A 23,683-nucleotide genomic window follows, 5' to 3' on the forward strand; every position below is an offset into this window, starting at 1 on the left:
TACGCCCGCCGGGCGGACGCGCCACGGCTGTGTCCATGGTACGGGCCCGCCGCGCGGGCGGCCTCCCCCGCCCGCCCGGGCCGGCCTCCCCGGCGGCCCCGGACCTGCCGCGGCCCGCCCACCGGGGTGCGGTGGACGGGCCGGTTGAGCTGGGGTTATCCGGGGTTACCTGGATCCCTTGCCGGTGAAGCCGATGTCCTCGAAGCGGGGGGTGGCGAAGCCAAAGGCCCCGGCGTTGGCCACGTTCGCCTTGGCGGCGACCAGCTGGGGCCGCTGGTAGAGCGGGATGGAGCCGGCGGTGGCCCAGATCCGGGCGTCGGCCTGCCGGACCAGCTCGTTGCCGGCCTTCTCGTCCAGCTCGGCGGCGGCCTGGTCGAAGAGCTGGTCGATGTGGTCGGTGCCGACCCGGGTGTAGTTCTGCTCCACCAGCAGCGAGCCGTCGGAGGCGGGCCGGGGCTTGGCGTAGATCGGCCGGCCGTCGGTGGCCGGGTAGGCGGTGCCGGGCCAGGAGTAGAGGGCCAGGTCGTAGTCGCCGGCGGCGATGTGGTCCTTGAAGTAGCTCTCGTCCGGCACCTTGGTGATCTCGGTGGTAATGCCGACCTTGTCGAGCATCCGGACGATCTTCTCGCCGACGGTGCGCAGCGCCTCGGAGCCGGGCCCGGCCGGGAGGACGAAGCGCAGGGTGAGCGGCCGGCCGTCCTTGGCGAGCGGCCCGGAGGCCGGGGCCGCCGCGGAGGCCTCCGTGGCGGGGGAGGCGGAGCCCTTGGCGGCCGGGGCGGCGGTGCCCATCGGGGCGTAGGCGCCGGGGACGGCCTTCTCGGGGACGGCCTTGCCGGGGACGGCCTTGTCCTGCTCGGCGGGCAGCTTGATGCCGTGGGCGGCGGGGGCGAGGACCCGGGTGCCGTCGGCGCCGCCGCTGGCCTCGGCGGCGGGCTTGTCGTCGCCGACGATGTAGAGGCCCTCGTTCGACGGCTCGTCGGCGGCGGACTTCTCAGCCGGGGTCCTGCCGGCCGCCTTGGGGGACGCGGGTCCGCTCGCGCCGCCGGTCCCGGCCTTGGCCGCGTCCTTGTTCTCCTCCCCCTCGCTCTCCTTCTCCTTGCCGTTCTCCTTCTCCGCGGGCTGCCCGGCGGCGTCCTTGGGGGCGGCGGGCTTGCGGGTGCCGCCCCGGGTCCAGCCCGCGTCGGCGAGCAGCCCGAGCGCCTCCTCGGTGTCCTGGCCGCCGAGGGCGCCGCTGCCGTCCGCGTACGCCCCCTGCCCGGCCAGGGCGAGGTGGCTGCCGACCGGGTAGGCGGGCAGCCCGAGCGGCTTCAGCACGGTCTCGGCGAGCTCCCGGCGGTCCAGGGCGCGGGCCACCGCCCGGCGCACCCGCTCGTCGGCGAGCGGACCGCTCTCGCCGTTCATGGCGAGCTGGGTGTACGCCGGTTCCAGGCTCTTGCGGACCGCGAAGCCGTGCAGCGCCTTCTGCTGGGCCGCGTACGCGGTGACCGCCTGCCGGGCGCGGAGCCGGGCGGCCTGGTGGACCTCGGCCTGCTCCTCGTCGGAGCCGTAGGCCAGCGCCCAGGACTTCAGGGCGGCGGAGGGGGTGGTGTCGGCGCCCGGGCCGTGGGTGAGCGGCTGCCCGCCCGCGGTCCCGGCGTCCTGGTGGGCCCGGGTGATCCGCTCGGCGCCGGCCGCGTCGACCTCGGCCAGGTCCACGGTGCCGGCGGCGAGCGCGGCGGGCCGCTTGCCGCGCGGTACGGCGCTCAGCACCAGGGTGTCCAGCTTGGCGGGGCTGCCCCACCAGCGGGGGTTGCGCTCCAGGGTGACCGCGGCGCTCTTGGCGTCCACCGACTTCACCCGGAACGGCCCGGCGGTGTTCTTCAGCTGGGTGCGGGCGCCCTCGTTGAAGGCGTCCGGCGTCCCGGTGACGTCCTTGGGGTAGAGCGGCGAGAACAGGGCGCGCCAGTCGGCGTAGGGCTTGGCGAAGGTGACCCGGACCTGGAGGTCGCCGTCACCGCGCTCGATCTTCTCGATGCGCTCGTAGCCGGCGTTGCGGGCGGTCCAGTACTTCGAGTCCTTGCCGGCCAGGGCGCGCCACTGGGCGACGAAGTCGGGGGCGCCGATCTCGCGGCCGTCGCTCCACACCGCCTGCTGGTGCAGCTTGTAGAGGACGACCTGCTTGGGCTCGCGCTCGACGACCTCGGCGGACTCCAGATAGGCGGGGTTGGCCTGCGGGCGGCCGCGCTCGTCCAGGGTGAACATCGAGGGCAGTACGGCCTGGGCGACCCGCCCGGTGGTGGCGTCGGCGTCGGCCTGGAAGGCGTTGAGGGTGCTGGGCACCGAGTCCACGGCCCAGCGCAGCGAACCGCCGTCGCCGACCCCGGCGCGCCCGGCTGCGGCGATGTCCTGCGGTACGGGGCGGGCCGGGCCCTGCTCCTCGTCGCCGGAGCCGCAGCCGGTCAGCCCGGCGAGCGAGGCGAGGGTGAGCACCCCGGCGGTGAACAGGACGGCCGGGCGCCGGGCCCGGGAGCGGGGGCGGATGCCCCGGGAGCATGTCCTGCCCCGAAGGGCGCCGTCGTGGGACATGTCTGCCACCTCTTCGTCCTGTTCTCGGCTGTTCTGGGCTGTTCTGGGATGCGGTACATACCGGTTCGGCATGCTTTATGGGCTTTGGTGATGATCACACCAACGACCCGTCCCATGAAAAGGACCCGCGGGGCGAACCGCACGCGACACGGCGCCCTCCGTGCGCAACTCCACCCGTGCGGCGTACGGCCGGCCACCCGGAAGCACCACGAGGCACCCCCGAGGGAGCACCACGAGGCACCCCCGCGGATCGCGGAGGTGCCTCGATATGCGGGGAGGGCGCCCGGTGTACGGCGGAGGCGGGCGTGCCGGTGCGTGGCAGGCCCGCCTCGTACGCGGCTCGTACCCGCCGCGGACGCGGCGGACCCCGTACGCGGCGGGGGCGCCTCGTGTCCGGTGGCCGGGGGCGTCGTCAGAACATGCTGAGCAGCTGGTCGACCGTCGGTTCGGCGAGGCCCTCGCCGTCCGGGAGGGGCAGCTCGAACCAGACCGTCTTGCCGCGCGGGGTGCGGCGGGAGCCCCAGCCGGCGCTGAGCAGCCCGACCAGCTGGAGCCCGCGGCCGCCCTCGTCGGTGTCCCGGGCCCGGCGGCGGCGCGGCTGGACCAGTCCGGCGTCCCACACCTCGCAGACCAGGGTGCGGTCCCGCAGCAGCCGGAGCCGTATCTCCCCCTCCCCGTACCGCAGCGCGTTGGTCACCAGCTCGCTGACGAGCAGTTCGACGGTGTCCACCAGCGGTTCCAGGTCCCAGGCGGTGAGCTGGGCGCGGGCCAGATCCCGGGCGCGGCCGACCGAGCGGGGCTCGCGCGGCAGCCGCCAGTCGCCGACGGCCTCGGCCGGCAGCCCCTGCACCCGGGCCAGCAGCAGGGCGATGTCGTCCTCGCCGTGCCGGGTGTCCAGGGTGCCCAGGACGTGGTCGCAGACGTCCTCCAGCGGCTGGGCCGGGTCGGTGAGGGCCGAGCGGAAGGCCTGCATGCCCTCGTCCAGGGGGTGGTCGCGGGACTCGACCAGCCCGTCGGTGTAGAGCGCCAGCAGCGCCCCCTCGGGCAGGTCGACCTCCACCTCCTCGAACGGCTCGCCGCCCACGCCCAGCGGCATCCCCGGCGGGACGTCCAGCATCAGCGCCTTCTCGCCCGGCTCCACCAGCACCGGCGGCAGATGGCCGGCGTTGGCGAAGGTGATACGGCGGGTGACGGAGTCGTAGACCGCGTAGACGCAGGTGGCCAGATAGACCTCGGCCAGCTCGGGACCGCGGCCCCCGGCGGCCCGGGCCGCCGCCCCGCGTCCGGCGGCCGGACTGCCGAGGCCGCGGGCGATCTCGTCCAGATGGGACAGCACCTCGGCCGGCTCCAGGTCCAGCTGGGCCAGGGTCCGTACGGCGGTGCGCAGTTCGCCCATGGCGACGGCGGCCCGCAGCCCGCGTCCCATCACGTCGCCGACGACCAGGGCGGTGCGGTGGCCGGGCAGCTGGATCACGTCGAACCAGTCGCCGCCGACCTCGGTGGCGGTGTTGCCAGGCAGATAGCGGCAGGCGATGTCCAGTCCGGCCGCCTCCGGGTCGCCCGGCGGCAGCAGGCTGCGCTGGAGGATCAGTGCCCGCTCGTGCTCGCGGCGGTAGAGCCGGGCGTTGTCGATGCAGACGGCGGCCCGGGCGGCCAGCTCCACGGCGAGCGCCCGGTCGCGCTCGCCGAACGGCTCGCTGCCCTTGGCGCGGGAGAACTGGACCAGGCCCACCACGGTGTCGTGCGCGGTCATCGGCACGACCAGGGTGGAGTGCACCAGGTCCCCGTCGGCGCCGGGCACCGTCTCGGGGCGGCCGGTGCGCAGCGCGGTGGCGCAGGGCGAGTGGAACGGGTAGCTGTGCACCGCCCCGACGTCGATCGGCGCGGCGGCGCAACAGCCCTGCGCACCCGCCGGGTTGAGCAGCGGGGCGTCGGACACCGCACTGGCGGCGGCGACCCTGCGCAGTTCGGCGCTGTGGCCGTCGGCCCGGCCGGGCGGGGCCTCGTCGCCGGTGAGCAGCGCCTGGTAGAGGTCGACCGACGCGGTGTCGCAGAAGCCGGGCACGGCCACGTCGAGGAGCTCCCGGGCGGTGGTCTCCAGGTCCAGCGAGTTGCCGATGCGGGCGCTCGCCTCGTTGAGCAGGGCGAGGTTGCGCCGGGCGCTGGCCGCCTCGCGGGCGGCCATCTGGCGGCGGGTGACGTCGATGCCGAGCCCGGCCACCCCGACCGGCCGCCCGGAACCGCTGTGCACCCGGTAGAGGTTGATCGACCAGTGACGGCGCTCCCCGCCGCCGGCAGCGGAGGCGGTGGTGGCGGAGGCGGTGGTGGCGCCCGGGACCGCGCCGGAGAGTTGGAGTTCGGTCACCGACTCGCCGGTCTCCAGGACCCGGCGCAGCGCCGCGTCCAGCCGTTCGGCCTCGGGGCGGGCCAGGTAGTCGTGGACCGTACGGCCGCGGTGCTCGTCCGCGTAGCCGCCGAAGACCGTGGCGAACCGCTGGTTGACCCGCTTGACCGTCAGATCGACACCGAAGAGCAGGAAGCCGAAGGGGGATTGGCCGAAAATCGCCTCCGAGGCGGCGAGGTCCGTCTCGATCCGCCGCAGGGCACGGACGTCCACCACGATGCAGAGCGCGCCGCGTTCGCCGTGCTCGGTCTCACTGGGCATCACATACACCTCGGCGAGACCGCGGCCGTGGCTCTCCCCCGGCACCCGGAACGGGACCAGCCCGGTCCACTCCTTGCCGTCCAGGATCTCCGCGACCCTGCCGCGGCCGCGGGTGCGCAGCTCAGGCGGCAGGAAGGCCTCGACCGGGTCCCTGCCCCGCACCTCCTCGGCGCTCACGCCGAAGAGTTCGGCGGCACGCAGACTCCACTGGTCGACCAGGCCGTCGGGGCCTATCGAGAATGAGGCGACTCGTATGTAGTCATAGATCGAGCCAGGCGGGCTGCTCTGCCACATGACGCCGCTCGCCGACTCAGGTATCTCGCTCACGCGACCGTCCCCTCCAGCTCACCGCACCGGACCGGCCATTCCCGCAGTATTCAGCACTACGGCCCCCGGCGGCACGCCGTTCACGATCACAGGGTGGTCTCGTTCCTTTCCAGCCGCCCCTTGGTTGATCGTTGTCCCTTCAGTCTTCTAACCAGGCAGGGGCAGCTCGAACCACACGGACTTGCCGGTCCTGCCCTTCCTGGTGCCCCACCGGCGAGCGGAACAGGCCACCAGCTGAAGGCCCCGACCGGTCTCGTCATCGGGTCCGGCGGGCCGTGCCAACGGGGGGTCGGGCAGCGGATCGGTGACCTCCACGAGCAGCGCGGGACCCCGCGCCGAGGAGGTGCCGTCACCGTCGTGGGCGGGGTCGCCGCCGCCGGGGAGCCGGGTCAACCGGACGCCGATGGGCCCGGAGGCGTACCGCAGGGAGTTGGTGACCAGCTCACTGACCAGCAGCATCGCCGTGTCCCGCACCTCGCCGTCCAACCGCCACTCGCGCAGGGCGTCACCGACCGAGTGGCGGGCGGCGCGCACGGCACCGAGCTCCGCGGGGAAGCTCCACTCGGCGTGGACGCCATCGGTGTCGATCACACCGTCCACTTCCCCAAGTCAGCAGCCGACCCCCGTCCGGTTTCAGCGGGTTAATCAGGACATACCCGCAAAAACGGGCGGAGTACCGCATGGGGGCGCACCGTGGCGTGCAGGGCGCACGGCCGCCTTCCGGCCACCCGGATTCGACCGGTTTCCGGCGACTCGGCGGCGGGGGCCGCAGAGACCCATGTCTACGACAGCGAGCCGGCGGCCTTCAGATCGTCGAAGAGCAGTTGGTCGACGGGCGGCACCAGCGGCCGGTCGGCGTAGGAGAACCAGGCCATCTCGTCGATCTCGGCGCTCGGGGTGAGGGTGCCCCGGTAGTCGCCGGTGTAGCAGCTCATCCGGACCACGGTGCCCTCGGGCAGATCCGGGGCACCGGCCTCGTAGGTGCCGACATGGGCGACGCTCTCCGGGTCGAGGGCGACCGCCAGTTCCTCGCTGACCTCGCGGAGCAGGGTCTCCCGGTCGGACTCGGCGCCCTCCCGCTTGCCGCCCGGGATGTAGAAGACGTCCTTGCCGCGCGGGCGGGCGCAGAGGATCCGGCCGCCCTCGATCCGCACCCATGCCACCGTGTCGATCAGCACCGCACCCGTCCCGCCCGCTCTCGTCCCGTAGCCGGTGACCCGGCCTGCTCGGCAGGGGACCTTACCGGGCCTCATGGACGGGACGAAGCGGAACGGGGTTCCGAGGCCGCGTACGCCCGCGCGAAAGGCGGGGCCTTCGGTGCCGCCCCGGAGCACTTCCGCCCCGGGCGCCCCCTCGGCCCCGCCCGCGCCCACCGGTGTCCGTCAGCCCGCCGGCCGGCCGACCCGCTCGACGCAGTAGCGCCGGTCCTGACCGGTGTCGGCCAGGCTGTCGACCAGCTTCTGCGCCTCGTCACGCGTGGCGCAGCGGCCCACCCGGTAGTGGTTGCCGTTGCCGTCCTGGCGGATCACCAGCCAGGGAAGAACCGTGCTTCCTTCGCTCACCGCATCTCCCTCCGCAGGCCCGCACACTTGCGAGGGTCCCTATGGAAACCGCACGCCGCATATGCCCGAGCGTATCCCTGACCTTCACGCAGCGGATACGTTCGGGAACGAAGAGAGAGACATCCGGCCAGCGCGCGGACAGCGCGAGGGGGCGCATCCGGCTGGATGCGCCCCCTCGCGTGTACCACCCCGGGGGCGGCGTCCCCGGCTCAGCGCACGGGCAGGTGGTAGGTGAGGCGATAGCGGTCGGCCGGGACTACCACATCGGCGGTCTCCACCGCCCGGCCGGAGGCGTAGTACGTCCGCTGGACCACCATCACCACATGACCGGGCACCCCGCCCAGGGCGGCCAGCTCGTCCGCGAGTCCGGGTCGGGCGCCGACCTCCTCCAGGACGTTGTCCACCACCAGGTCGAGGGCCGCCATCCGCTCGACCACCCCGCAGCCGCCGAGCGGCCCCTCCTCGGGGAGCATCACCGGACTGCGCCCGGTCAGGCCCAGCGGCTCCCAGGAGGTGGAGAGCATCATCGGCTCCCCGGCGTCCCGGAACACATAGGCGGTACGCATCACCGGCTCACCGGGCTCGATGCCCAGCCGCCCGGCCACCGAGGCGCCGGCCCGCTCGCGCTCGCTACGGGACTCCCAGGTACCCCGGGTGCCCTCGGCGGCCTGCTCCTGGCGGAACGGGGTGGCGCCGTTGCCCAGCCCGTACCCGGAGCGGGCGATCCGGCGCGGCACCGGCTGCTCGCGGACATAGGTACCGGAGCCGGAGCGCCCCTCGACCAGGCCCTCCGCCATCAGCACCTTGCGGGCCTCCAGCGCCACGGTGTCCGAGACCCCGTACTCCGCACGGATCCGGGCCTGCGAGGGCAGCCGGGCGTGCGGCGGGAGCGAACCTTCGACGATCTTCCTCCGGAGATCGCTCGCCACCCGCAGATAGGCGGGCTGCTCACCGAACGCCACAGGCCACTCCCCTCAGCTTGACGGACAGCAACAGCGTCGCAACGTTCGGTTGAAACCCGCAAGCATGGGCCAGTGTTTCACTCAAAGTGATGAAGCACGGTTTGGGCGGCCCCCGTCGGAGGCAGGAACGCCGGAAGGGGCGGCCGAGGCAGGAACGCCGGAAGGGGCGGCCGCCGTGGCGACCGCCCCTCAACGGACGGTGAGGTCATAACCCCCGGGTCAGAACTGCAGGGCCCAGGAGTCGATCTTCCCCGTGTCGGCGCTGGCGAGGTCGCTGACCCTCAGCTTCCAGGTGCCGTTGGCCACCTCGGAGGAGGCGTCCACGGTGAAGGTCTGGTTGATGTTGTCGGCGCTGCCGCCGGTGCGGTCCCTGAGGGTGTACACGGTGCCGTCAGGAGCGACGAGCTGGACCCGGAGGTCGCCGACGTAGGTGTGGACGATGTTGACCGGCACCTGGAGGGCGGCGGGGGCGTTGCCGCTGACCCCGCTGACGGTGACCGGGGACTCGACGGTGGCGTTGTCGGCGATGGCGAAGTCGGCGGTGTTCTCGAACCGCTTGCCGGGCGGGTAGGGGTCGGTACCGCCGTCACCCACGTACAGCAGGCGGTTGGGCGAGCCGGTGCCCGGGTTGCCGACGACGTTCGGGGTGGCGGCGGCGGTGAGGGCCGAGGAGACCTGGGCGGGGGTGGCGGTGGGGTTGCCGTCCAGGTAGAGGGCGGCGGCGCCGGCCACGTGCGGGGTGGCCATGGAGGTGCCGGAGATGGTGTTGGTGGCGGTGTCCCCGGTGTTCCACGACGAGGTGATGTTGGTGCCCGGGGCGAACAGGTCCAGCGGGGTGCCGTAGTTGGAGAAGCTGGAGCGCGCGTCGGTGTTGGTGGTGGAGCCGACGGTGATCGCCTCGATGACCCGGGCCGGCGAGTAGTTGGCCGCGTTGGCGTTGCTGTTGCCGGCGGCGACCGCGTAGGTGATGCCGGCGGCGATGGAGTTGCGGACGGCGTTGTCCAGGGTGGTGTCCACCCCGCCGCCGAGGCTCATGTTGGCGACGGCCGGCTTGACCGCGTTGCGGGTGACCCAGTCGATGCCGGCGACGACCTGCGCGGTGGTGCCGGAGCCCTGGTTGTTGAGCACCCGGACGGCGACGATCCTCGCCTTCTTGGCGACGCCGTACGCGGTGCCGCCGACCGTGCCGGCGACATGGGTGCCGTGGCCGTTGCCGTCCTGGGCCACGTTGTCGTTGTCGATGGCGTCGTAGCCGTTGACGGCGCGGCCGCCGAAGTCGCTGTGCGAGATGCGCACGCCGGTGTCGATGATGTACGCGCTGACGCCCTGGCCGGCCGGCTCGGGGTAGGTGTAGCTCTGGTTGAGCGGCAGGGCGCGCTGGTCGATCCGGTCCAGACCCCAGGAGGGTGGCGAGGGCTGGGTGCCGTCGATCGTGAAGACCCGGTTCTGCGCCACCGACCGGACGGCGGGGTCCGCGGCGAGCTTCTTCGCCTGGGCCTCGGAGAGCTCCACCGCGTAGCCGTTGAGGGCCGCGGTGTAGGTCTTCTCGATCTTCGCGCCGTACCGGGCGGCGACGGCCTTGCCCGCCTTGGACTCGGCGGCGGCGGACTCGTCCAGGGTGACGATGTAGCTGCCCTGGACGGCGTCCGGTGCTCCGGCGTTCAGGATGACGCCTTCCGCGGCGGCGGGGGCGGCGCCCGCCGGAAGGGCGGACAGGGTGCCGAGCGCGAGGGCGGCGACGACGGTGGCGCCGGCTGCGGCCATTCTTCGCCGCGGGGTACGCATCACGGACATGGTGAGGGTTCCTCCTCATCGGGTGGTGCGTTGCTGTGGGGGTCACGGCGGCCGAACGGAGACCCGCATATGACGCGAGCATGACAAGTAACGCCCCGGGTGCCGGCGCTTCCCTCATCCGGGCCCTCCGGTCCTCCGGAAGCCCCGGCCCACTCGGCCGCCGAGCGAAAGATTGACCGAACTTTGGGCAACCCACAAGGGTGCTGACGGCCCGGTAACACGACCGCCACACCGGTGACATCCTGATCAGCATGACGATCTTGGCCGACTACCGGTGCCCCCGCTGCGCGCTCACCCGCCCCGTCGCCACCGCTCCCTGGTGCTGCCCGCGCTGCCGCGGCCCCTGGGACCTGGACTTCACCGCGGGCCGGGTCGACCGGGCGGAACTGGCCGGACGGGTCGGCTCGCTGTGGCGGTACGAGGAGGCGCTGCCGCTCGCCGGGCCCGGCTGCTCCCTGGGTGAGGGCCGCACCCCGCTCGTCCCGCTCACCGACACGGTTTCGGCCAAACTCGACTTCCTGATGCCGACCCTGTCGTTCAAGGACCGCGGCGCGGTGATGCTCGCCGAACTCGCCCGGCGGCTGGACCCGCGCCGGGTGGTCGCGGACAGCAGCGGCAACGCGGGCACGGCCGCCGCCGCGTACTGCGCCCGGGCCGGGCTGGAGTGCACCGTCTACGTCCCCGAGTCGACCTCACCGAAGAAACTGGAGCAGATCCGGGCGCACGGGGCCCGGCTGGAACGCGTCCCCGGAGACCGGGAGGCCACCGCCCTGGCCGCCCGCGCCGCCGCCGGTGAACCCGGTGTCTTCTACTTCTCCCATGTCTTCAACCCGTACTTCCAGCACGGCACCAAGACCTATGTCTACGAGCTGTGGGAGGACCTCGGCGGCCGGCTGCCCGACACCCTCGCCGTCCCGGTCGGCAACGGCACCCTGCTGCTCGGCGCGGCCCTGGCGATCGAGGAACTGGCCGGAAACGGTCTGATCGAGCGCCGCCCCGCCCTGCTCGCCGTCCAGGCCGCCGCCGTCTCCCCGCTCGCCACCGCCTTCCACGCCGGCGCCGAGGACCTGCCCCCGGACGCCCCCGTATCAGCACCCACCCTCGCCGAGGGCATCGCCATCACCCACCCGCCGCGCGCCCACCAGATCCTGGCCGCCGTACGCGCCTCGGGCGGCACCTTCACCACGGTGGCCGAGGACGAACTCCGCGCCGCCCAGCGCGACCTGGCGGCCCGCGGCCTGTTCGTCGAATCCACCGCCGCCGCCTGCTGGGCCGCCACCACCGCCCACCCGCGCCCCGGCAGCACGGTCGTCCCCCTGTGCGGCGCGGGCGCCAAGACCGGACTGGCGGCCTGAGGAGCGGAGGCCGGGAGCCCGGCGGGAACCCGACGGGGGCCTCAGCGGTCGAAATACGGCGCCAGGGGCGCCGAGAGGAACGGGAACTCCTCCGTGACGTCCACCCGGGCCGCGAACTTCTCCGCCACGCCGGTGGTCCGGTCGGTGTAGGTGAACACCACGTCCACCAGGGTGCGTACGCCGCTGAGCGGTGAGCGCAGGACGTCCACGCCGCTCAGCGAGGAGTTACGGGCGAACTGCCGGGTCGCCCGGGCGTAGATCAGCGGATAGCGCAGGGTCAGGTAGTTCAGCGCCCGGTGTTCGTCCGTCGCGCCCGCGTTGTCGGCGAGACCGCCGATCCGCTGGAGCAGCTCCCCGGCGGCCTCCTGGAAGGCGGCCTGGTCCAGCTCGTCCGGGCACGGGATCTCGGCCAGGAGGGCCTCGGTGTCGAACGAGTAGAGCTGGTCGAACACCACCATGGGCACGACCAGTCCATTGCACCGGTCCGGCGGCGCCGGCGGCCCGAGCCGTCCGATCACCGCATCGGTGTCGGTCGGGTGCGGGCTGGGACGCATCGCGGCGAGCAGCAGGTCGAGGTCGGTCGCGGTCCTGCGGCACCAGCAGATAGGTGTCGATCTGCTCGATCGTCATCACCCAGCACATCAGCCGGGCGAGATAGCGGTTGGCCGGGTCGGTGAGCACCGCGTGCGCCGCCTGATGGTCGGTCATACCGGCGGTCGGCGCCTGCCGAGCGGCCTGAACGAGCTCCTTCTCGATCCCCGTACTGGGGAATCTGGCCTCGACCCGCCCGACGGCGTAGACGTACCGGGGTCCGCTCGGCACCGCCGCCGCGGACGGGCCGGAACGGGACGGGCCGGATGCGGTCCCCTCCGTCGCGGGGTTGGCTTCCTCAGCACTCATGCCGATCTCCCTCCATCGCGGGGCTGGCTTCCTCGGCACTCACGCCGGTCTCCCTCCATCGCGGAGTCAGGTGCGCGGCGGACGGGTGGAGGAGAACCGCATCCACCGGTTGAGCGCCGCGGCCCGCCCGAGGCACCCGCCGCAGGGCCGGATGCCCGCGGTCGAGGTGGCCCGCTTGATCGCGTCACCCAGGCCGATCCCCTCCGCACCGTCCGCATCGCCACCGACCAGGAATCCGGGCAGCCGCACTTCGTGCCGGGCGCGGCCGACCGCTTCGGCGGTGCGCTCCCGGCCGTGCGGAGGGTTCGTGGCACTCATGGGCGGACCTCCATGACCGGTGCGGACATCTCTCGCGCCAGCCGGGCCGCGTCCAGCAGCGGCGGCACCACGCATCGACGCGCGGAGCGGTCGCCGAGCAGGGCACGGCGCGGTACGGCCACCGGGGCTCCGGGGGCCAGGGACCAGGCGAGTGCGAGCGCCCCGGTCACCAGTGCCGCCGACAGGCTGGTACCGCCGAGGTCGGCGAAGCCCCCGCCCGGCGCCAGGCTCCGTACCGGCATACCGGGCGCGCGGACGCCTCTGCGGGCGACCGAGAGGCCCAGGTTGCCGTCGGGCAGGGGAAGGCCCTCCGCGTCGCACGAGGTGACGGGTACCACCGCGGGGTGGGACACCAGGGGCGACCCTCCCACCCGGCCGTCGTTGCCCGCGGCGACCACCACCAGGACTCCTCGTCCGGCGGCATGGTCGAGCGCCGACGACAGTACGCGCGAGGGGCGCCCGGCACCGTCGAACCCCGCACTGAGGTTGATCAGCCGGGCACCGGCCGCGACGCACCCGTACACGCCCTCGGCCACCTCCGAAGGACCCGTCGACACCGGCCCCTCACCGTTGGACGCACTGGTGAACACGGGTCTGACCAGGACGCGGCACCCCGGGCACACCCCCGGCGCACCCGAGTCCCGCCGTGCGGCGAGCACCCCGGCGACCGCCGTACCGTGCCGGGTGGCAAGGGAGCCGGCGGCCTCCGAGCGCAGCCGGAACCCGTCCCCGAACCCCGGATGCGAGGCGTCCACCGGCCCGTCGAGCAGCCCGATCAGCACCTCCGAACTGCCCTCGCCCTCCGCCATGACCCCGTCCAGCCGAGTCGTCCGCGACCAGGCCGCCGCCGTCGTCGGGTCCGCCGTCTCCGGCCGCCCGGCTAGCCGCTGAAGTGGCACGGCGGGGTGGGCCAGCCTGCGCAGGCCGCGGTGAGATGGGCGCACTCGCAGTAGCAGTTGTCGTCGCCCGGCCGGCACGCGGCCACGCACTCCTGCGCGATGTTGAGGCACGCCTGCTCACCCATCGGCACGATCCGCCCCGTGGGGACCGGAAGCCCCGGCCGAGACAGCGGAAGGGGCCGGGAGGCACCGGAAAGCGCGCGGGTAGCGGTGAATCCAGGCAGGCTCATACGACTTCACCCTTCCTGCCTTCGAAGGGGTCCCGAGCTTCGCCGGGCCGCTGATCGACCGTACGGAGCGGACTCGCCGCCCTCCCCGCATCACGTACCGGCCCGGTCCCTTCCCAAGCTACGCCCGCCCACCGGCGCGGGCACCTCGGCAGCGAGCGGCGCTCAGCAGCAGGCGCAGCCCACGACGACCACCGACCGCTCCCCCACCCCGCCTCCCGTGACCTCCACCCGCGCGGCCGCGGCCCCACCGTCGCCCGCACCCCGAGCACCAGCAACGGCATCCCCGACAGCGTCACCGGCAACGGCCCCTCACCCCGCCGGCCACCGGGCGAGGAAGCCCCGTACCCCCTCCCGTACCCATCGCACCGAACGGGACGGCGGCAGCGCCCCGACCAGGGCGCGGCGCTCCTCGGCGGTGATCAGCCCGGCGGCCTGGAGCTGCGGCACCATGACCGCGTGGTCGGTGAACGCCCAGTGCGAGGCCCCCGCGAGCTGCCGCCGCCGCACCGGGACGCGGCTGTGCGCCCGTACCGCCGCCCAGGCCGCGTCAAGCCCCTGGTCGGCGAAGCCAGCGCAACCGTCCTGAGCCGGACATCCTGGTGACGACCGCCGACTACGAGGGTGACCGCACCTGGTACGCGCCGACGGACGTCCAGCTGGTCATCGAGGTCGTCTCCCCCGAGTCCGCCCACCGCGACCGCACCGTCAAGCTCCGCAAGTACGCGGAGGCGGGCATCCCGCACTACTGGCGCGTCGAGGACGAGGAGGGCGCGCCGGTCGTCCATGTCTACGAACTGGACGCCCCCACGAGCACCTACGTGCCCGCCGGCATCTTCCGGGGCACCCTGGAGCGCCCCGTACCCTTCCCCCTCACCATCGACCTCGACGGCCTCGTCCCGCCACGCGACTGACGATGTCTCGAAGGGTGCCTCAGGAGACCGGCTCGGCCCTCCGCTGCTCGCCCATCTCTCCACGCTCCAGGCCCCGGGCCTCGTAGGCCAGCCGCCAGAGGGTGCTCCGGCAGACCAGTTCCTTGAGCGCGGCGCCCGGGCGGCCGGCGAGGTGGAGGCCCCTCACGGTGTCGTCCCGGCGGGCGGTCTGGATGATGCCGCTACGGCGCCCCAGGCTGAGGCACTGGCCGGTGAACAGCACGTCCACGGTCGCGGGCAGGCTGCCCGCGATGCGGCTGAGCACCGTATCGGCGGCCGCCGGGCCCAGCTGCACCGCGGCCTGGCAGCTCATCCGGAAGTCCAGGCCCGCCGGTGCCGCCGCGTCCCCGGCCGCGACGATCCGCGGGTCGTCCACGCTGGTCAGTGTGGTGTCGGTGCGCAGCCGACCCAGGGCGTCGGTGCTCAGCCCACTGCGTGCGGCCAGGTCCGGGACGCCGAACCCGGCGCTCCAGACGGTCACCCGGCTGGGCAGCTCGCGGCCGTCGCCGAGCCGTACGGCTTCGGGGGTGACGGCCGTCACCTCGGTACCGGGGCCCGCGAGCACGGTGACGCCGAGCCGGGCCAGCCGCCTGGCGACCGCCCGCCGCCCCCGGGGGTGCAGATACGGGCCGAGCACCCCGCCGCAGACCAGGGTCACCGTGCGTCCGGCTTCCGCCAGTTCGGCGGCGGTCTCGATGCCGGTCGGTCCGGCCCCGACCACCGTCACGGGCGCCCGCGCGGGCAGGGTGTCCAGGGCCGGCCGCAGCCGCTCGGCCTCCTCCAGGGTGGCGATCGGGAACGCGAACTCCGCCGCCCCGGGCACCCGGGGGTCCGCGCTGCCGCTGCCCACCGCGTAGACCAGGTAGTCATAGCCGACCGTGCCGCCGGACGCCAACGCCAGGCGCCTGCCCGCCGCATCGATCCCGGTCACCGTGTCCACCTCCAGCCGCACCCGCTCGGCCAGCACCCTCCGGTACTCCACCACCGCGTCGTCCGTCCCGCCCGCCAGCTGGTGCAGCCGGATCCGCTCCACGAACGTCCGGCGCGGGTTGACCAGCGTCACGGTCACCTCGTCGTGCCGCGCCAGGCGGTTGGCCGCCATGACTCCGGCGTAGCCGCCGCCGACCACGACGACCTCGGTGTTCTCTGCCACGGTGTCCTCCTCCGTTGCCGGGTGCTCGACATCAGGACTCCGGTCGGCGGCCGGTTGTGACATCACCCGGGGCCGCTGTGGCGCGCATCACGCACGGGCGGGCGGGCCCCTCACCCGGGTGGCAGGCCCCCCATGAGCTCCTCTCCTGCGAGGCGGCCATACGGGGCCGAGCCATGATGATCCCCAGGTACCGACATCGGACATCGCCAGGAGGCCGAAAACCCATGAAGGATCAGCGTGTTGTGGTGGTCACGGGCGGCGGGACCGGGATCGGCGCGGCCACCGCGCGGCTGCTGAGGGACGCCGGGCACCAGGTCGTCGTCTCGGGGCGACGGCCCGAACCCCTGCGGCGGATCGCCGAGGAGACCGGGGCCCTGGCCTGCCCGGCCGACACCACCGACCCGGACGCCGTGCGCCGTCTCGTCGAGACCGCGGTGGAGCGGTACGGCCGCCTCGACGGGCTGGTGCTCAACGCGGGCGTGGGGCGCGGCGGCGGCGTGGGCGAACTCTCCGACGAGGACTGGGAACTGGTCCTGCGCACCAACCTCACCGGCCCCTTCCTCCTCATGCGAGCCGCCCTTCCCCACCTCCTCCAGGCCCGGGGTTCGATCGTCGCCGTCGCCTCCGTCTCCGCCCTGCGCAACGGCGTCGGCAACGCCGCCTACGCCACCTCCAAGGCGGCACTGCTCCAGCTGTGCCACTCGGTGGCGGCCGACTACGGGCCCCGCGGGGTGCGTGCCAACACCGTGTGCCCCAGTTGGGTGCGGACGGAGATGGCCGACCGCCGGATGACCCGCTTCGCCGAGGAGGCCGGCCTGGGACCGGACAACCTGGACGCGGCCTACGAGGAGGCGACCCGCCTGCTGCCCGCGCGCCGCCCGGGTGAGCCCCGCGAGGTCGCCGAGGCGATCGCCTGGCTCCTCTCCCCGGCCGCCTCCTTCGTCAACGGCGCGACCCTCACCGTGGACGGCGGCGCCACCACCCTGGACCCAGGGACCGTCCCCTTCGCCTTCCACGTCAGCCCGCGCGAGGCGGGGGCATGACGGTGCCGACCGGCTGTCCATCCACACGTTGTGTACACATGCGTCAATCGGTACCCTTGGGCGCATGACACAGCCGCTGCCCATAGAGTCCATCCGTGATGTACGCGCACACCTGGCCGAGGTAGTGGAGCGCGCCGACCGCGACGACGTACCGACGGTGATCACGCGCCGAGGCAAGGAAGTGGCCGCCGTCGTCTCCATCGAGGTGCTGCGCAAGTACCAGGAGTGGGAAGAGCGCGAGATCAACCGGATCATCGACGAGCGCATGGCCAACCCGGCACCCGGTGTCCCGATCGAGGACATCATCAGGGAGACACGGGCACGCAGTGAGTGAGTACCGCACGGTCTTCCGGCCCGAGGCACAGGCCGAACTCCGCAAGATCCCTCGGGACATGGCACTGCGGATCCTCGCAAAGCTAACCGAGCTGGAGAGCGATCCTTTCGGTTTCCACACGACCGCACTCGTGTCCCAGCCCGAACGCCGCCGCCTGCGAGTCGGCGACTACCGCGTCGTCTACACGATCGACAACGGAGAGCTGGTCGTCTGGGTCGTCCACGTCGGACACCGCTCCACTGTGTACGACACCTGACCCCTTCACCTCAGGTACGCCGGCACCGAGAGGACCCTTCGGTTGTCGGCCTCCGAGGGCGGCAGGTCGAGCTTGGTGAACATGTTCGAGCCGCATGGGGACGTTCCGGGCCGACCGCCGGGTGGAGCCGGCCCGGAAGGGACCGCCGGGCGGAATCAGTCGTCGGGGAAGGGGACGGGAAGCGGGTCGGGGATCACCCCGATCAGCACGACCGAGCCATTGATCTGGCTGACCGCGTCGATCGCCGAGCCTTCGGCGTAAATGGCGGCGAGCAGCGGAACGAACATCGCCTCCAGTTCCGGGAATCCCTCAACGGCGTCCCCCAGAACCTTTTCCAGAGCCGAGGCCGCGCTCGTGACCATCGCGACGGCGTAGGGGTTCAGGTGGATCTTGTAGCCCAGATCCAGGAACCCGTACAGCTCGCACCAGACATTCGGACCACTGTCGTCCAGGATCTGCGGATCAGCCGCACGCAGCTTGGCCTGTATCGCCTCGTCCGGGACGATGGCCGGCTGCGCCCTCGCCTCCAGGGCCCGGCGCGCCGACGCCTCCAGATCGAGGTCGGCCTCCAGTCCCCTGCTCTCCGCCTGTTTGCGCGCGAAGACGTCCCGGATCTCCTCGACTCTCGCCTGGACCTGTTCCTTTCCGACTTCTGCGGAGCTTTCCGTCATGATCCTCCTCACCCTTGCGCGGGCTTTTCACCGACGCTGCCCATTCAGCCCGACCGGCGATGTCCCGCGCACCGCCCGAATCGGCCAACTCGGCATTTCCGCACCGGACGTCCGGAATACGCGCCCGGAATTCGGGCGGGAGGGGGCATGGAGGAAGAGAAGTGAGGAGGAAGGTACGAAGGGGGCCTGTCGGGTGCTTTTCCGGCCGCGGGCGGTGAGGTGGGGCCCATCGCGTCGCCGGGTCCCGGCAGGGGAAAGGCCGAAGGGGTCGGACTCACAGAGCCCGACCCCTCCTGGCATGCATTTTTGAATCGACGTCTAACCCGGAGTACGCACGCAACTACACGTTGAACCTGAACTCCACCACGTCGCCGTCCTGCATCACGTACTCCTTGCCCTCCATGCGGGCCTTGCCGGCGGCGCGGGCGTCGGCTACGGAGCCGGTGGTGACGAGGTCGTCGAAGGAGATGACCTCGGCCTTGATGAAGCCCTTCTGGAAGTCGGTGTGGATGACACCGGCGGCCTCGGGGGCGGTGGCGCCCTTCTTGATGGTCCAGGCGCGGGACTCCTTGGGGCCGGCCGTGAGGTAGGTCTGCAGGCCCAGGGTGTCGAAGCCGACGCGGGCCAGGGTGGCGAGGCCGGGCTCCTCGGCGCCGACGGACTGGAGGAGCTCCATGGCGTCCTCCTCGTCCAGCTCGGCGAGGTCGGCCTCCAGCTTGGCGTTGAGGAAGATCGCCTCGGCGGGGGCGACCAGGGCGCGCTGGGCGTCCTTGAAGGCCTCGTCGGTCAGCTCGTCCTCGTCGACGTTGAAGACGTAGAGGAAGGGCTTGGTGGTGAGGAGGTGGAGGTCGTGGAGGAGCTCGGTCTTCTCGGTGCCCTGGAGGTAGCCCTGGGAGAAGAGGGTGTCGCCCCGCTCCAGGATCTCCTTGGCGGCCTCGACGGCGGCGACCTTGGGGGCGATGTCCTTCTTGATCCGCGACTCCTTCTGGAGGCGGGGCAGGACCTTCTCGATGGTCTGGAGGTCGGCGAGGATCAGCTCGGTGTTGATCGTCTCGATGTCGTCCTTGGGCGAGACCTTGCCGTCGACGTGCACGACGTTCTCGTCCTGGAAGGCGCGGATGACCTGGCAGATCGCGTCCGACTCGCGGATGTTCGCCAGGAACTTGTTGCCGAGCCCCTCGCCCTCGGAGGCGCCGCGGACGATGCCGGCGATGTCCACGAAGTCGACGGTGGCGGGGAGCACCCGCTGGGAGGAGAAGATCTCGGCCAGCTTGGTGAGGCGGGGGTCGGGGACGCCGACGACGCCGACGTTGGGCTCGATCGTGGCGAACGGGTAGTTGGCCGCCAGCACGTCGTTCTTGGTCAGGGCGTTGAACAGGGTCGACTTGCCGACATTCGGCAGGCCGACGATTCCGATCGTGAGCGACACGGTGGCGACTTCCCTCGGAGTGAAGCGGTGCGGGCGGTGGAACGACTGCCCAGTTTACGGGCGTGTCGCGGTGGGCCTGGACGGTGTGGGGCGGCGGTGGTGGCGGGGGCCGGGGGTCGAACGCAGTACCAAGGTCGGCTCAAAGGCGTGTCCCAGCCCGGTATGGCGGCCCTCGGCGACCTACGTTGTGCGGGTGGAGCAGCCCAGGAACCGCCCTCCCCAGCGCCGCCGGCAGCCGTCCGGGGCGCCGCTCGGCACGGCCGTACGCCCGGCGGGGCCCGCACGGCCCCGGCAGCCCGCCGCCCGGCCCGCGGCGGGAGGTGGGCGGCCCGGTGGCGCGGGGCCGGTGGGCAAGCCGGGCGGCGGACCTCGGCGGCCCGGCGGGCGACCGGGGCGGCGGTCCGTACCGCCGGTGCTGCTCGCGCTGCGCCGGCTGCCCTCGCCCCGGCTGACCGGACTGGGCGCCGGGCTGTTCGCCTGCTGCGCGATGTTCGTGCTCGGCTGCCTGGACCAGCTGCTGCTGGGCGGCTCCCCGGTGGCGTACGGGCTGCTGTTCCTGCCGGTGAGCGCGCTGACCGCGCTCTGGGTGCGCTCGGCGGACCTGGTCACCGCCCCGATCGCGGTGCCGATCGCCTTTGTGGTCGGGGTGGTACCGATCGCCGGTGGCGGGGGCTTCGGGGGGCGCGCGATGGCGGTGATCACGGCACTGGCGGTGCACGCGGGGTGGTTGTACGGGGGGACGCTGGTGGCGGGCGTCATCGCCTCCGTACGGAAGGTACGGCAGCTGGGCAGGCGGCAGCGCGGGGCGGTCACCACGGGCACCAAAGGCACCGGGACCGCCGCTCGCGCCGCTCAGCGCTGAGAGACGGCCTAGACCTGGCTGGCGGCGGCCGCGGTCATCGCGGCGCCGACGATGCCGGCGTTGTTCTGGAGCTGGGCGGGGACGATCTCGGCGCGGATGCCCTTCAGCAGCGGGACGAACTTCTCGGCCTTGCGGCTCACCCCGCCGCCGATCACGAACAGCTCGGGTGAGAACAGCATCTCCAGATGGGCCAGGTACTTCTGCACCCGGTGCGCCCACTCCTCCCAGCTGAGCTCCTTGTCGTCCTTGGCCTTGGTGGAGGCGCGCTTCTCGGCCTCGTGGCCGTGCAGCTCCAGATGGCCCAGCTCGGTGTTGGGGACCAGCTTGCCGTCGGTGAAGAGGGCGCTGCCGATACCGGTGCCGAAGGTGAGCACCGCCACCAGGCCCTTGCGGTCCCGTCCGGCGCCGAACTTCACCTCGGCCACCCCGGCGGCGTCGGCGTCGTTGAGGACCGTCACCCGCTGCCCGCCCAGGCGCTCACCGAGCAGGGCGGCGGCGTCCACGCCGATCCAGCTCTTGTCGACATTGGCCGCGGTACGGATGGTGGAGCCGGTGACGACACCCGGGAAGGTGACGCCGATCGGTCCGGACCAGCCGAAATGGTCGACGACCTCCGCGACGCACTCGGCGACGCCGTCGGGCGCCGCCGGATGCGGGGTCAGTACCTTGTGCCGCGGCTCGGCCAGATCGCCGCGCTCCAGGTCCACGGGAGCGCCCTTGATGCCCGAACCGCCGATGTCCACTCCGAAGACGTTCATGGGGATTACGTTACGGGGCGGGGTGGGAGGGGGGCGGACGGTAGGGGGCTGTGGGCGGATCAGCGGGTGGAGCGGGCTCCGGCGGCCAGGGCGGCGGCCTCGGCGCGCAGGTCGCGGCGGAGCTCCTTGGGGAGCGAGAAGGTGATGGACTCCTCGGCGGCCTTGACCAGCTCCACGTCCTCGTAGCCCCGCTGGGAGAGCCATTCGAGGACACCCTCGACCAGGACTTCGGGGACGGAGGCGCCGGAGGTGACGCCGACCGTGGAGACGCCCTCCAGCCAGGCCTCGTCGATCTCCTCGGCGAAGTCCACCAGGTGGGCGTCGCGGGCACCGGCGCCGAGGGCGACCTCGACCAGCCGGACGGAGTTGGAGGAGTTCTTGGAGCCGACCACGATGACCAGGTCCGCGTCCGCGCCCATCTGCTTGACCGCGATCTGGCGGTTCTGGGTGGCGTAGCAGATGTCGTCGCTGGGCGGCGAGATGAGCTGGGGGAACTTCTCCTTCAGCGCGTCCACCGTCTCCATGGTCTCGTCCACGGACAGGGTGGTCTGGGAGAGCCAGACGACCTTGGAGTCGTCCCGGACGGAGACGTTGGCGACGTCCTCGGGCCCGTCGACCAGGGTGATGTGCTCAGGGGCCTCGCCGGAGGTGCCGATGACCTCCTCGTGGCCCTCGTGGCCGATCAGGAGGATGTCGTAGTCCTCCTTGGCGAACCGGACGGCCTCCTTGTGGACCTTGGTCACCAGGGGGCAGGTGGCGTCGATGGTGGCGAGCTTCCGCTCGGCCGCCTCGGTGTGGACGGTGGGTGCCACACCGTGGGCGGAGAACATCACGATGGAACCCTCGGGCACCTCGGCCGTCGCCTCGACGAAGATGGCGCCCTTCTTCTCCAGGGTCTGCACGACGTACTTGTTGTGGACGATCTCGTGCCGGACGTAGATCGGCGCGCCGTACTGCTCCAGAGCCTTCTCGACGGCGATCACGGCGCGGTCCACACCCGCGCAGTAGCCGCGCGGTGCGGCGAGAAGGACGCGCTTGTCGTTCGACGGGCCGGCAGGCGTTGCAGTCATGCCTCCCATCGTAAGGGCGGTGGCCGGTGGATCACGGGCGGAGGGCGTGTGGGTCAGGGGTGGGAGGGGGGCGGGGGACGACACTGGCTGCCATGGCGGGCACACCTGGGCGCGGAGCGCGAGCGATGGACGGCGGGGATGGCGGGAACGGGGGATATGGAGGGGGCGGGGGATATGGAGGGGGCGGAGACGGGGGGATGGGGGCGGGCGGGGGGCATGGGGGGCTGAGGCGGACGCTGGGGTTTCGGGACCTGGTGGTGTACGGGCTGCTGTTCATCGCGCCGATGGCGCCGGTCGGCGTGTTCGGCACGCTGGACGCCAAGTCGGGCGGCGCGGTGGCGCTGGTGTATCTGGTGGCGACGGTGGCGATGGCGTTCACCGCGTTCAGCTACGCCCAGATGGTGCGGGTGGCCCCGCAGGCCGGGTCGGTCTTCGCGTACGCCAGGAAGGGGCTGGGTGAGGGTCCTGGGTTCATCGCGGGGTGGATGGCCATGCTGGACTATCTGCTGATCCCGGCGGTGGCGTACCTCTTCGCGGGGATCGCGATGGAGGCGCTGGTGCCCTCGGTCAACCGCTGGGTGTGGACGCTGCTGGCGGTGGTGGTCACCACGCTGCTGAACCTCTGGGGGGTGCGGGCGGCGGCCCGGGTGGGGTTCGCGGTGCTGGCGCTGGAGATCGCGGTGCTGCTGGTCTTCGTGGTGTCGGCGGTGGTGGTGCTGGTACGGGACGGGGCCGAGCGCGGCTGGCTGACCCCGCTGACCGGTGACGCCTCCTTCTCCATGGCGGCGGTGCTGGGCGCGGTGTCGGTGGCCGTGCTGTCGTATCTGGGCTTCGACGCCATCGCCTCCTTCGCGGAGGAGGTGACCGGCGGGTCGGCGAAGGTGGCGCGGGCGGTGCTGTTCTGCCTGGTGCTGGCGGGGACGCTGTTCGTGGCGCAGACCTATCTGGTGGCGCTGCTGGAGCCGGTGTCCTCGGCCGAGCTGGCGGCGGAGCCGGCCCGGCAGGGCTCGGCGTTCTATGACGCGGTGGACGCCTCGGTGGGCGGCTGGCTGCATGATCTGGTGGCCGCCAGCAAGGCGATCGGGGCGGCGTTCGCGGCGCTGGCCGGGCAGGCGGCGGCCGGCCGGCTGCTCTTCGCGATGGGCCGGGGCGGGCGGCTGCCGCGCGTGCTGGCCCGTACCGACGGCGGGGTGCCGCGGATCGCGCTGCTGATCGCCGCGTCGATCACCATGGCGGCCGCGGTCTGGGCGGCCCAGCGGGACGACGGCCTGGACCATCTGGTGTCGGTGGTGGACGTGGGCGCGCTGACCGCGTTCGTGCTGCTGCACGCGAGTGTGGTCGGCTGGTTCGCGGTCCGCCGGGCCGGTGCGGGCGAGCGGGTGGAGTGGCTGCGGCATGTGGTGGTGCCGGTGGTGGGCGCGGTGATCCTGGTCGCGGTGATCGTGGAGGCGGCGACCTCGGCGCTGGTGGTCGGTTCGCTCTGGCTGGCGGTGGGACTGGTGGTGCTGGCGGTGCAGTGGGGGCGGAGGGGGCAGGACCAGGTGTTGTAGGGGGGCGCGCGGGCTGGTGGGGGCGGAGGGGAGCTGTAGGGGACAGGACCG

The 23,683-nt window shown here is 72.8% G+C and carries 23 protein-coding genes and 2 pseudogenes; 7 read left to right on the forward strand and 18 right to left on the reverse strand.

The window, feature by feature from the left end:
- Window positions 1-165: 165 nt before the first annotated feature.
- The 7 genes from ABZ945_RS03910 to ABZ945_RS03940 form a co-directional block, all read right to left on the reverse strand.
- Window positions 166-2,565, reverse strand: coding sequence for an ABC transporter family substrate-binding protein (locus ABZ945_RS03910; protein ID WP_361263386.1), 2,400 nt, complete (start codon window positions 2,563-2,565; stop codon window positions 166-168).
- A gap of 412 nt (window positions 2,566-2,977) precedes the next feature.
- Window positions 2,978-5,524, reverse strand: a complete 2,547-nt coding sequence (locus tag ABZ945_RS03915) for a SpoIIE family protein phosphatase (RefSeq protein WP_361263849.1) — start codon at window positions 5,522-5,524, stop codon at window positions 2,978-2,980.
- Between the two features lie 180 nt (window positions 5,525-5,704).
- Complete coding sequence (locus ABZ945_RS03920; protein ID WP_361263389.1) at window positions 5,705-6,157, reverse strand: ATP-binding protein; 453 nt, start codon at window positions 6,155-6,157, stop codon at window positions 5,705-5,707.
- Between the two features lie 182 nt (window positions 6,158-6,339).
- The gene (locus ABZ945_RS03925; protein WP_361263392.1) at window positions 6,340-6,735 is read right to left on the reverse strand and encodes an NUDIX domain-containing protein; all 396 of its coding nucleotides are present in this window, start codon (window positions 6,733-6,735) and stop codon (window positions 6,340-6,342) included.
- 204 nt (window positions 6,736-6,939) lie between these two features.
- Window positions 6,940-7,119 (reverse strand): SPOR domain-containing protein, encoded by a 180-nt coding sequence (locus tag ABZ945_RS03930; RefSeq protein ID WP_361263395.1) that lies wholly within the window; start codon window positions 7,117-7,119, stop codon window positions 6,940-6,942.
- 209 nt (window positions 7,120-7,328) lie between these two features.
- Complete coding sequence (locus ABZ945_RS03935) at window positions 7,329-8,081, reverse strand: GntR family transcriptional regulator (protein ID WP_361263397.1); 753 nt, start codon at window positions 8,079-8,081, stop codon at window positions 7,329-7,331.
- Window positions 8,082-8,300: 219 nt separating this feature from the next.
- Complete coding sequence (locus ABZ945_RS03940; protein WP_361263400.1) at window positions 8,301-9,875, reverse strand: S8 family peptidase; 1,575 nt, start codon at window positions 9,873-9,875, stop codon at window positions 8,301-8,303.
- 251 nt (window positions 9,876-10,126) lie between these two features.
- On the opposite strand from ABZ945_RS03940, the gene ABZ945_RS03945 reads away from it, so the two are divergent.
- Window positions 10,127-11,230: a pyridoxal-phosphate dependent enzyme gene (locus ABZ945_RS03945; RefSeq protein WP_361263403.1), complete on the forward strand. Its 1,104-nt coding sequence runs from the start codon at window positions 10,127-10,129 to the stop codon at window positions 11,228-11,230.
- Between the two features lie 41 nt (window positions 11,231-11,271).
- Here ABZ945_RS03945 and ABZ945_RS03950 read toward each other — a convergent pair whose 3' ends face one another.
- The 6 genes and pseudogenes from ABZ945_RS03950 to ABZ945_RS03975 all read right to left on the reverse strand — a co-directional run bounded on the left by ABZ945_RS03950 (window position 11,272) and on the right by ABZ945_RS03975 (window position 14,084).
- Window positions 11,272-11,688: a hypothetical protein gene (locus ABZ945_RS03950; protein ID WP_361263851.1), complete on the reverse strand. Its 417-nt coding sequence runs from the start codon at window positions 11,686-11,688 to the stop codon at window positions 11,272-11,274.
- A 139-nt stretch (window positions 11,689-11,827) separates the two neighbouring features.
- A pseudogene (locus tag ABZ945_RS03955) lies at window positions 11,828-12,130 on the reverse strand (hypothetical protein); the annotation flags it as partial.
- A gap of 66 nt (window positions 12,131-12,196) precedes the next feature.
- Complete coding sequence (locus tag ABZ945_RS03960; protein ID WP_361263406.1) at window positions 12,197-12,448, reverse strand: hypothetical protein; 252 nt, start codon at window positions 12,446-12,448, stop codon at window positions 12,197-12,199.
- Window positions 12,445-13,347, reverse strand: coding sequence for a S8 family serine peptidase (locus tag ABZ945_RS03965; RefSeq protein ID WP_361263409.1), 903 nt, complete (start codon window positions 13,345-13,347; stop codon window positions 12,445-12,447). The genes ABZ945_RS03960 and ABZ945_RS03965 overlap by 4 nt, the downstream gene beginning before the upstream one ends.
- Window positions 13,329-13,472, reverse strand: coding sequence for a hypothetical protein (locus tag ABZ945_RS03970; RefSeq protein WP_361263412.1), 144 nt, complete (start codon window positions 13,470-13,472; stop codon window positions 13,329-13,331). The genes ABZ945_RS03965 and ABZ945_RS03970 overlap by 19 nt, the downstream gene beginning before the upstream one ends.
- 414 nt (window positions 13,473-13,886) lie before the next feature.
- Complete coding sequence (locus ABZ945_RS03975) at window positions 13,887-14,084, reverse strand: hypothetical protein (protein WP_361263415.1); 198 nt, start codon at window positions 14,082-14,084, stop codon at window positions 13,887-13,889.
- Window positions 14,085-14,149: 65 nt separating this feature from the next.
- On the opposite strand from ABZ945_RS03975, the pseudogene ABZ945_RS03980 reads away from it, so the two are divergent.
- A pseudogene (locus tag ABZ945_RS03980) lies at window positions 14,150-14,488 on the forward strand (Uma2 family endonuclease); the annotation flags it as partial.
- 19 nt (window positions 14,489-14,507) lie between these two features.
- Here the strand turns inward: ABZ945_RS03980 and ABZ945_RS03985 are convergent.
- Entirely contained in the window at window positions 14,508-15,659 is a 1,152-nt protein-coding gene (locus ABZ945_RS03985; RefSeq protein ID WP_361263418.1) for an FAD-dependent oxidoreductase, read from the reverse strand.
- 224 nt (window positions 15,660-15,883) lie between these two features.
- Between ABZ945_RS03985 and ABZ945_RS03990 the strand changes: the two genes are divergently transcribed.
- From ABZ945_RS03990 to ABZ945_RS04000, 3 genes are all read left to right on the forward strand, one after another.
- A complete protein-coding gene (locus ABZ945_RS03990; RefSeq protein ID WP_361263421.1) occupies window positions 15,884-16,702 on the forward strand; it encodes an SDR family oxidoreductase in 819 nt (272 codons plus the stop codon).
- Window positions 16,703-16,766: 64 nt separating this feature from the next.
- Window positions 16,767-17,036, forward strand: coding sequence for a type II toxin-antitoxin system Phd/YefM family antitoxin (locus ABZ945_RS03995; protein WP_248635619.1), 270 nt, complete (start codon window positions 16,767-16,769; stop codon window positions 17,034-17,036).
- Window positions 17,029-17,292 carry a type II toxin-antitoxin system RelE/ParE family toxin gene (locus ABZ945_RS04000; RefSeq protein WP_361263424.1) on the forward strand — a complete coding sequence of 88 codons (264 nt, stop codon included), beginning with the start codon at window positions 17,029-17,031 and terminating at the stop codon, window positions 17,290-17,292. The genes ABZ945_RS03995 and ABZ945_RS04000 overlap by 8 nt, the downstream gene beginning before the upstream one ends.
- Window positions 17,293-17,447: 155 nt before the next feature.
- Here the strand turns inward: ABZ945_RS04000 and ABZ945_RS04005 are convergent, their stop codons facing one another.
- On the reverse strand, window positions 17,448-17,963 hold the full coding sequence (locus ABZ945_RS04005; RefSeq protein WP_361263427.1) for a hypothetical protein: 516 nt from the start codon (window positions 17,961-17,963) through the stop codon (window positions 17,448-17,450).
- A gap of 340 nt (window positions 17,964-18,303) precedes the next feature.
- Window positions 18,304-19,392 (reverse strand): redox-regulated ATPase YchF, encoded by a 1,089-nt coding sequence (gene ychF, locus ABZ945_RS04010; protein ID WP_361263430.1) that lies wholly within the window; start codon window positions 19,390-19,392, stop codon window positions 18,304-18,306.
- Window positions 19,393-19,585: 193 nt separating this feature from the next.
- On the opposite strand from ychF, the gene ABZ945_RS04015 reads away from it, so the two are divergent.
- Entirely contained in the window at window positions 19,586-20,254 is a 669-nt protein-coding gene (locus ABZ945_RS04015; protein WP_361263434.1) for a DUF6542 domain-containing protein, read from the forward strand.
- 8 nt (window positions 20,255-20,262) lie between these two features.
- On the opposite strand, the gene ppgK is transcribed toward ABZ945_RS04015, so the two are convergent.
- Together ppgK and ABZ945_RS04025 are read right to left on the reverse strand one after the other, a co-directional pair.
- The gene (gene ppgK, locus ABZ945_RS04020) at window positions 20,263-21,012 is read right to left on the reverse strand and encodes a polyphosphate--glucose phosphotransferase (protein WP_361263437.1); all 750 of its coding nucleotides are present in this window, start codon (window positions 21,010-21,012) and stop codon (window positions 20,263-20,265) included.
- 59 nt (window positions 21,013-21,071) lie between these two features.
- The gene (locus tag ABZ945_RS04025; RefSeq protein WP_361263440.1) at window positions 21,072-22,082 is read right to left on the reverse strand and encodes a 4-hydroxy-3-methylbut-2-enyl diphosphate reductase; all 1,011 of its coding nucleotides are present in this window, start codon (window positions 22,080-22,082) and stop codon (window positions 21,072-21,074) included.
- A gap of 197 nt (window positions 22,083-22,279) precedes the next feature.
- On the opposite strand from ABZ945_RS04025, the gene ABZ945_RS04030 reads away from it, so the two are divergent.
- Window positions 22,280-23,632 carry an APC family permease gene (locus tag ABZ945_RS04030; RefSeq protein WP_361263443.1) on the forward strand — a complete coding sequence of 451 codons (1,353 nt, stop codon included), beginning with the start codon at window positions 22,280-22,282 and terminating at the stop codon, window positions 23,630-23,632.
- Window positions 23,633-23,683 lie beyond the last annotated feature (51 nt).

The sequence above is a fragment of the Streptomyces sp. NPDC046887 genome, assembly GCF_040644755.1.
In the GTDB taxonomy this organism is placed as follows: Bacteria; Actinomycetota; Actinomycetes; order Streptomycetales; family Streptomycetaceae; genus Streptomyces; species Streptomyces lichenis.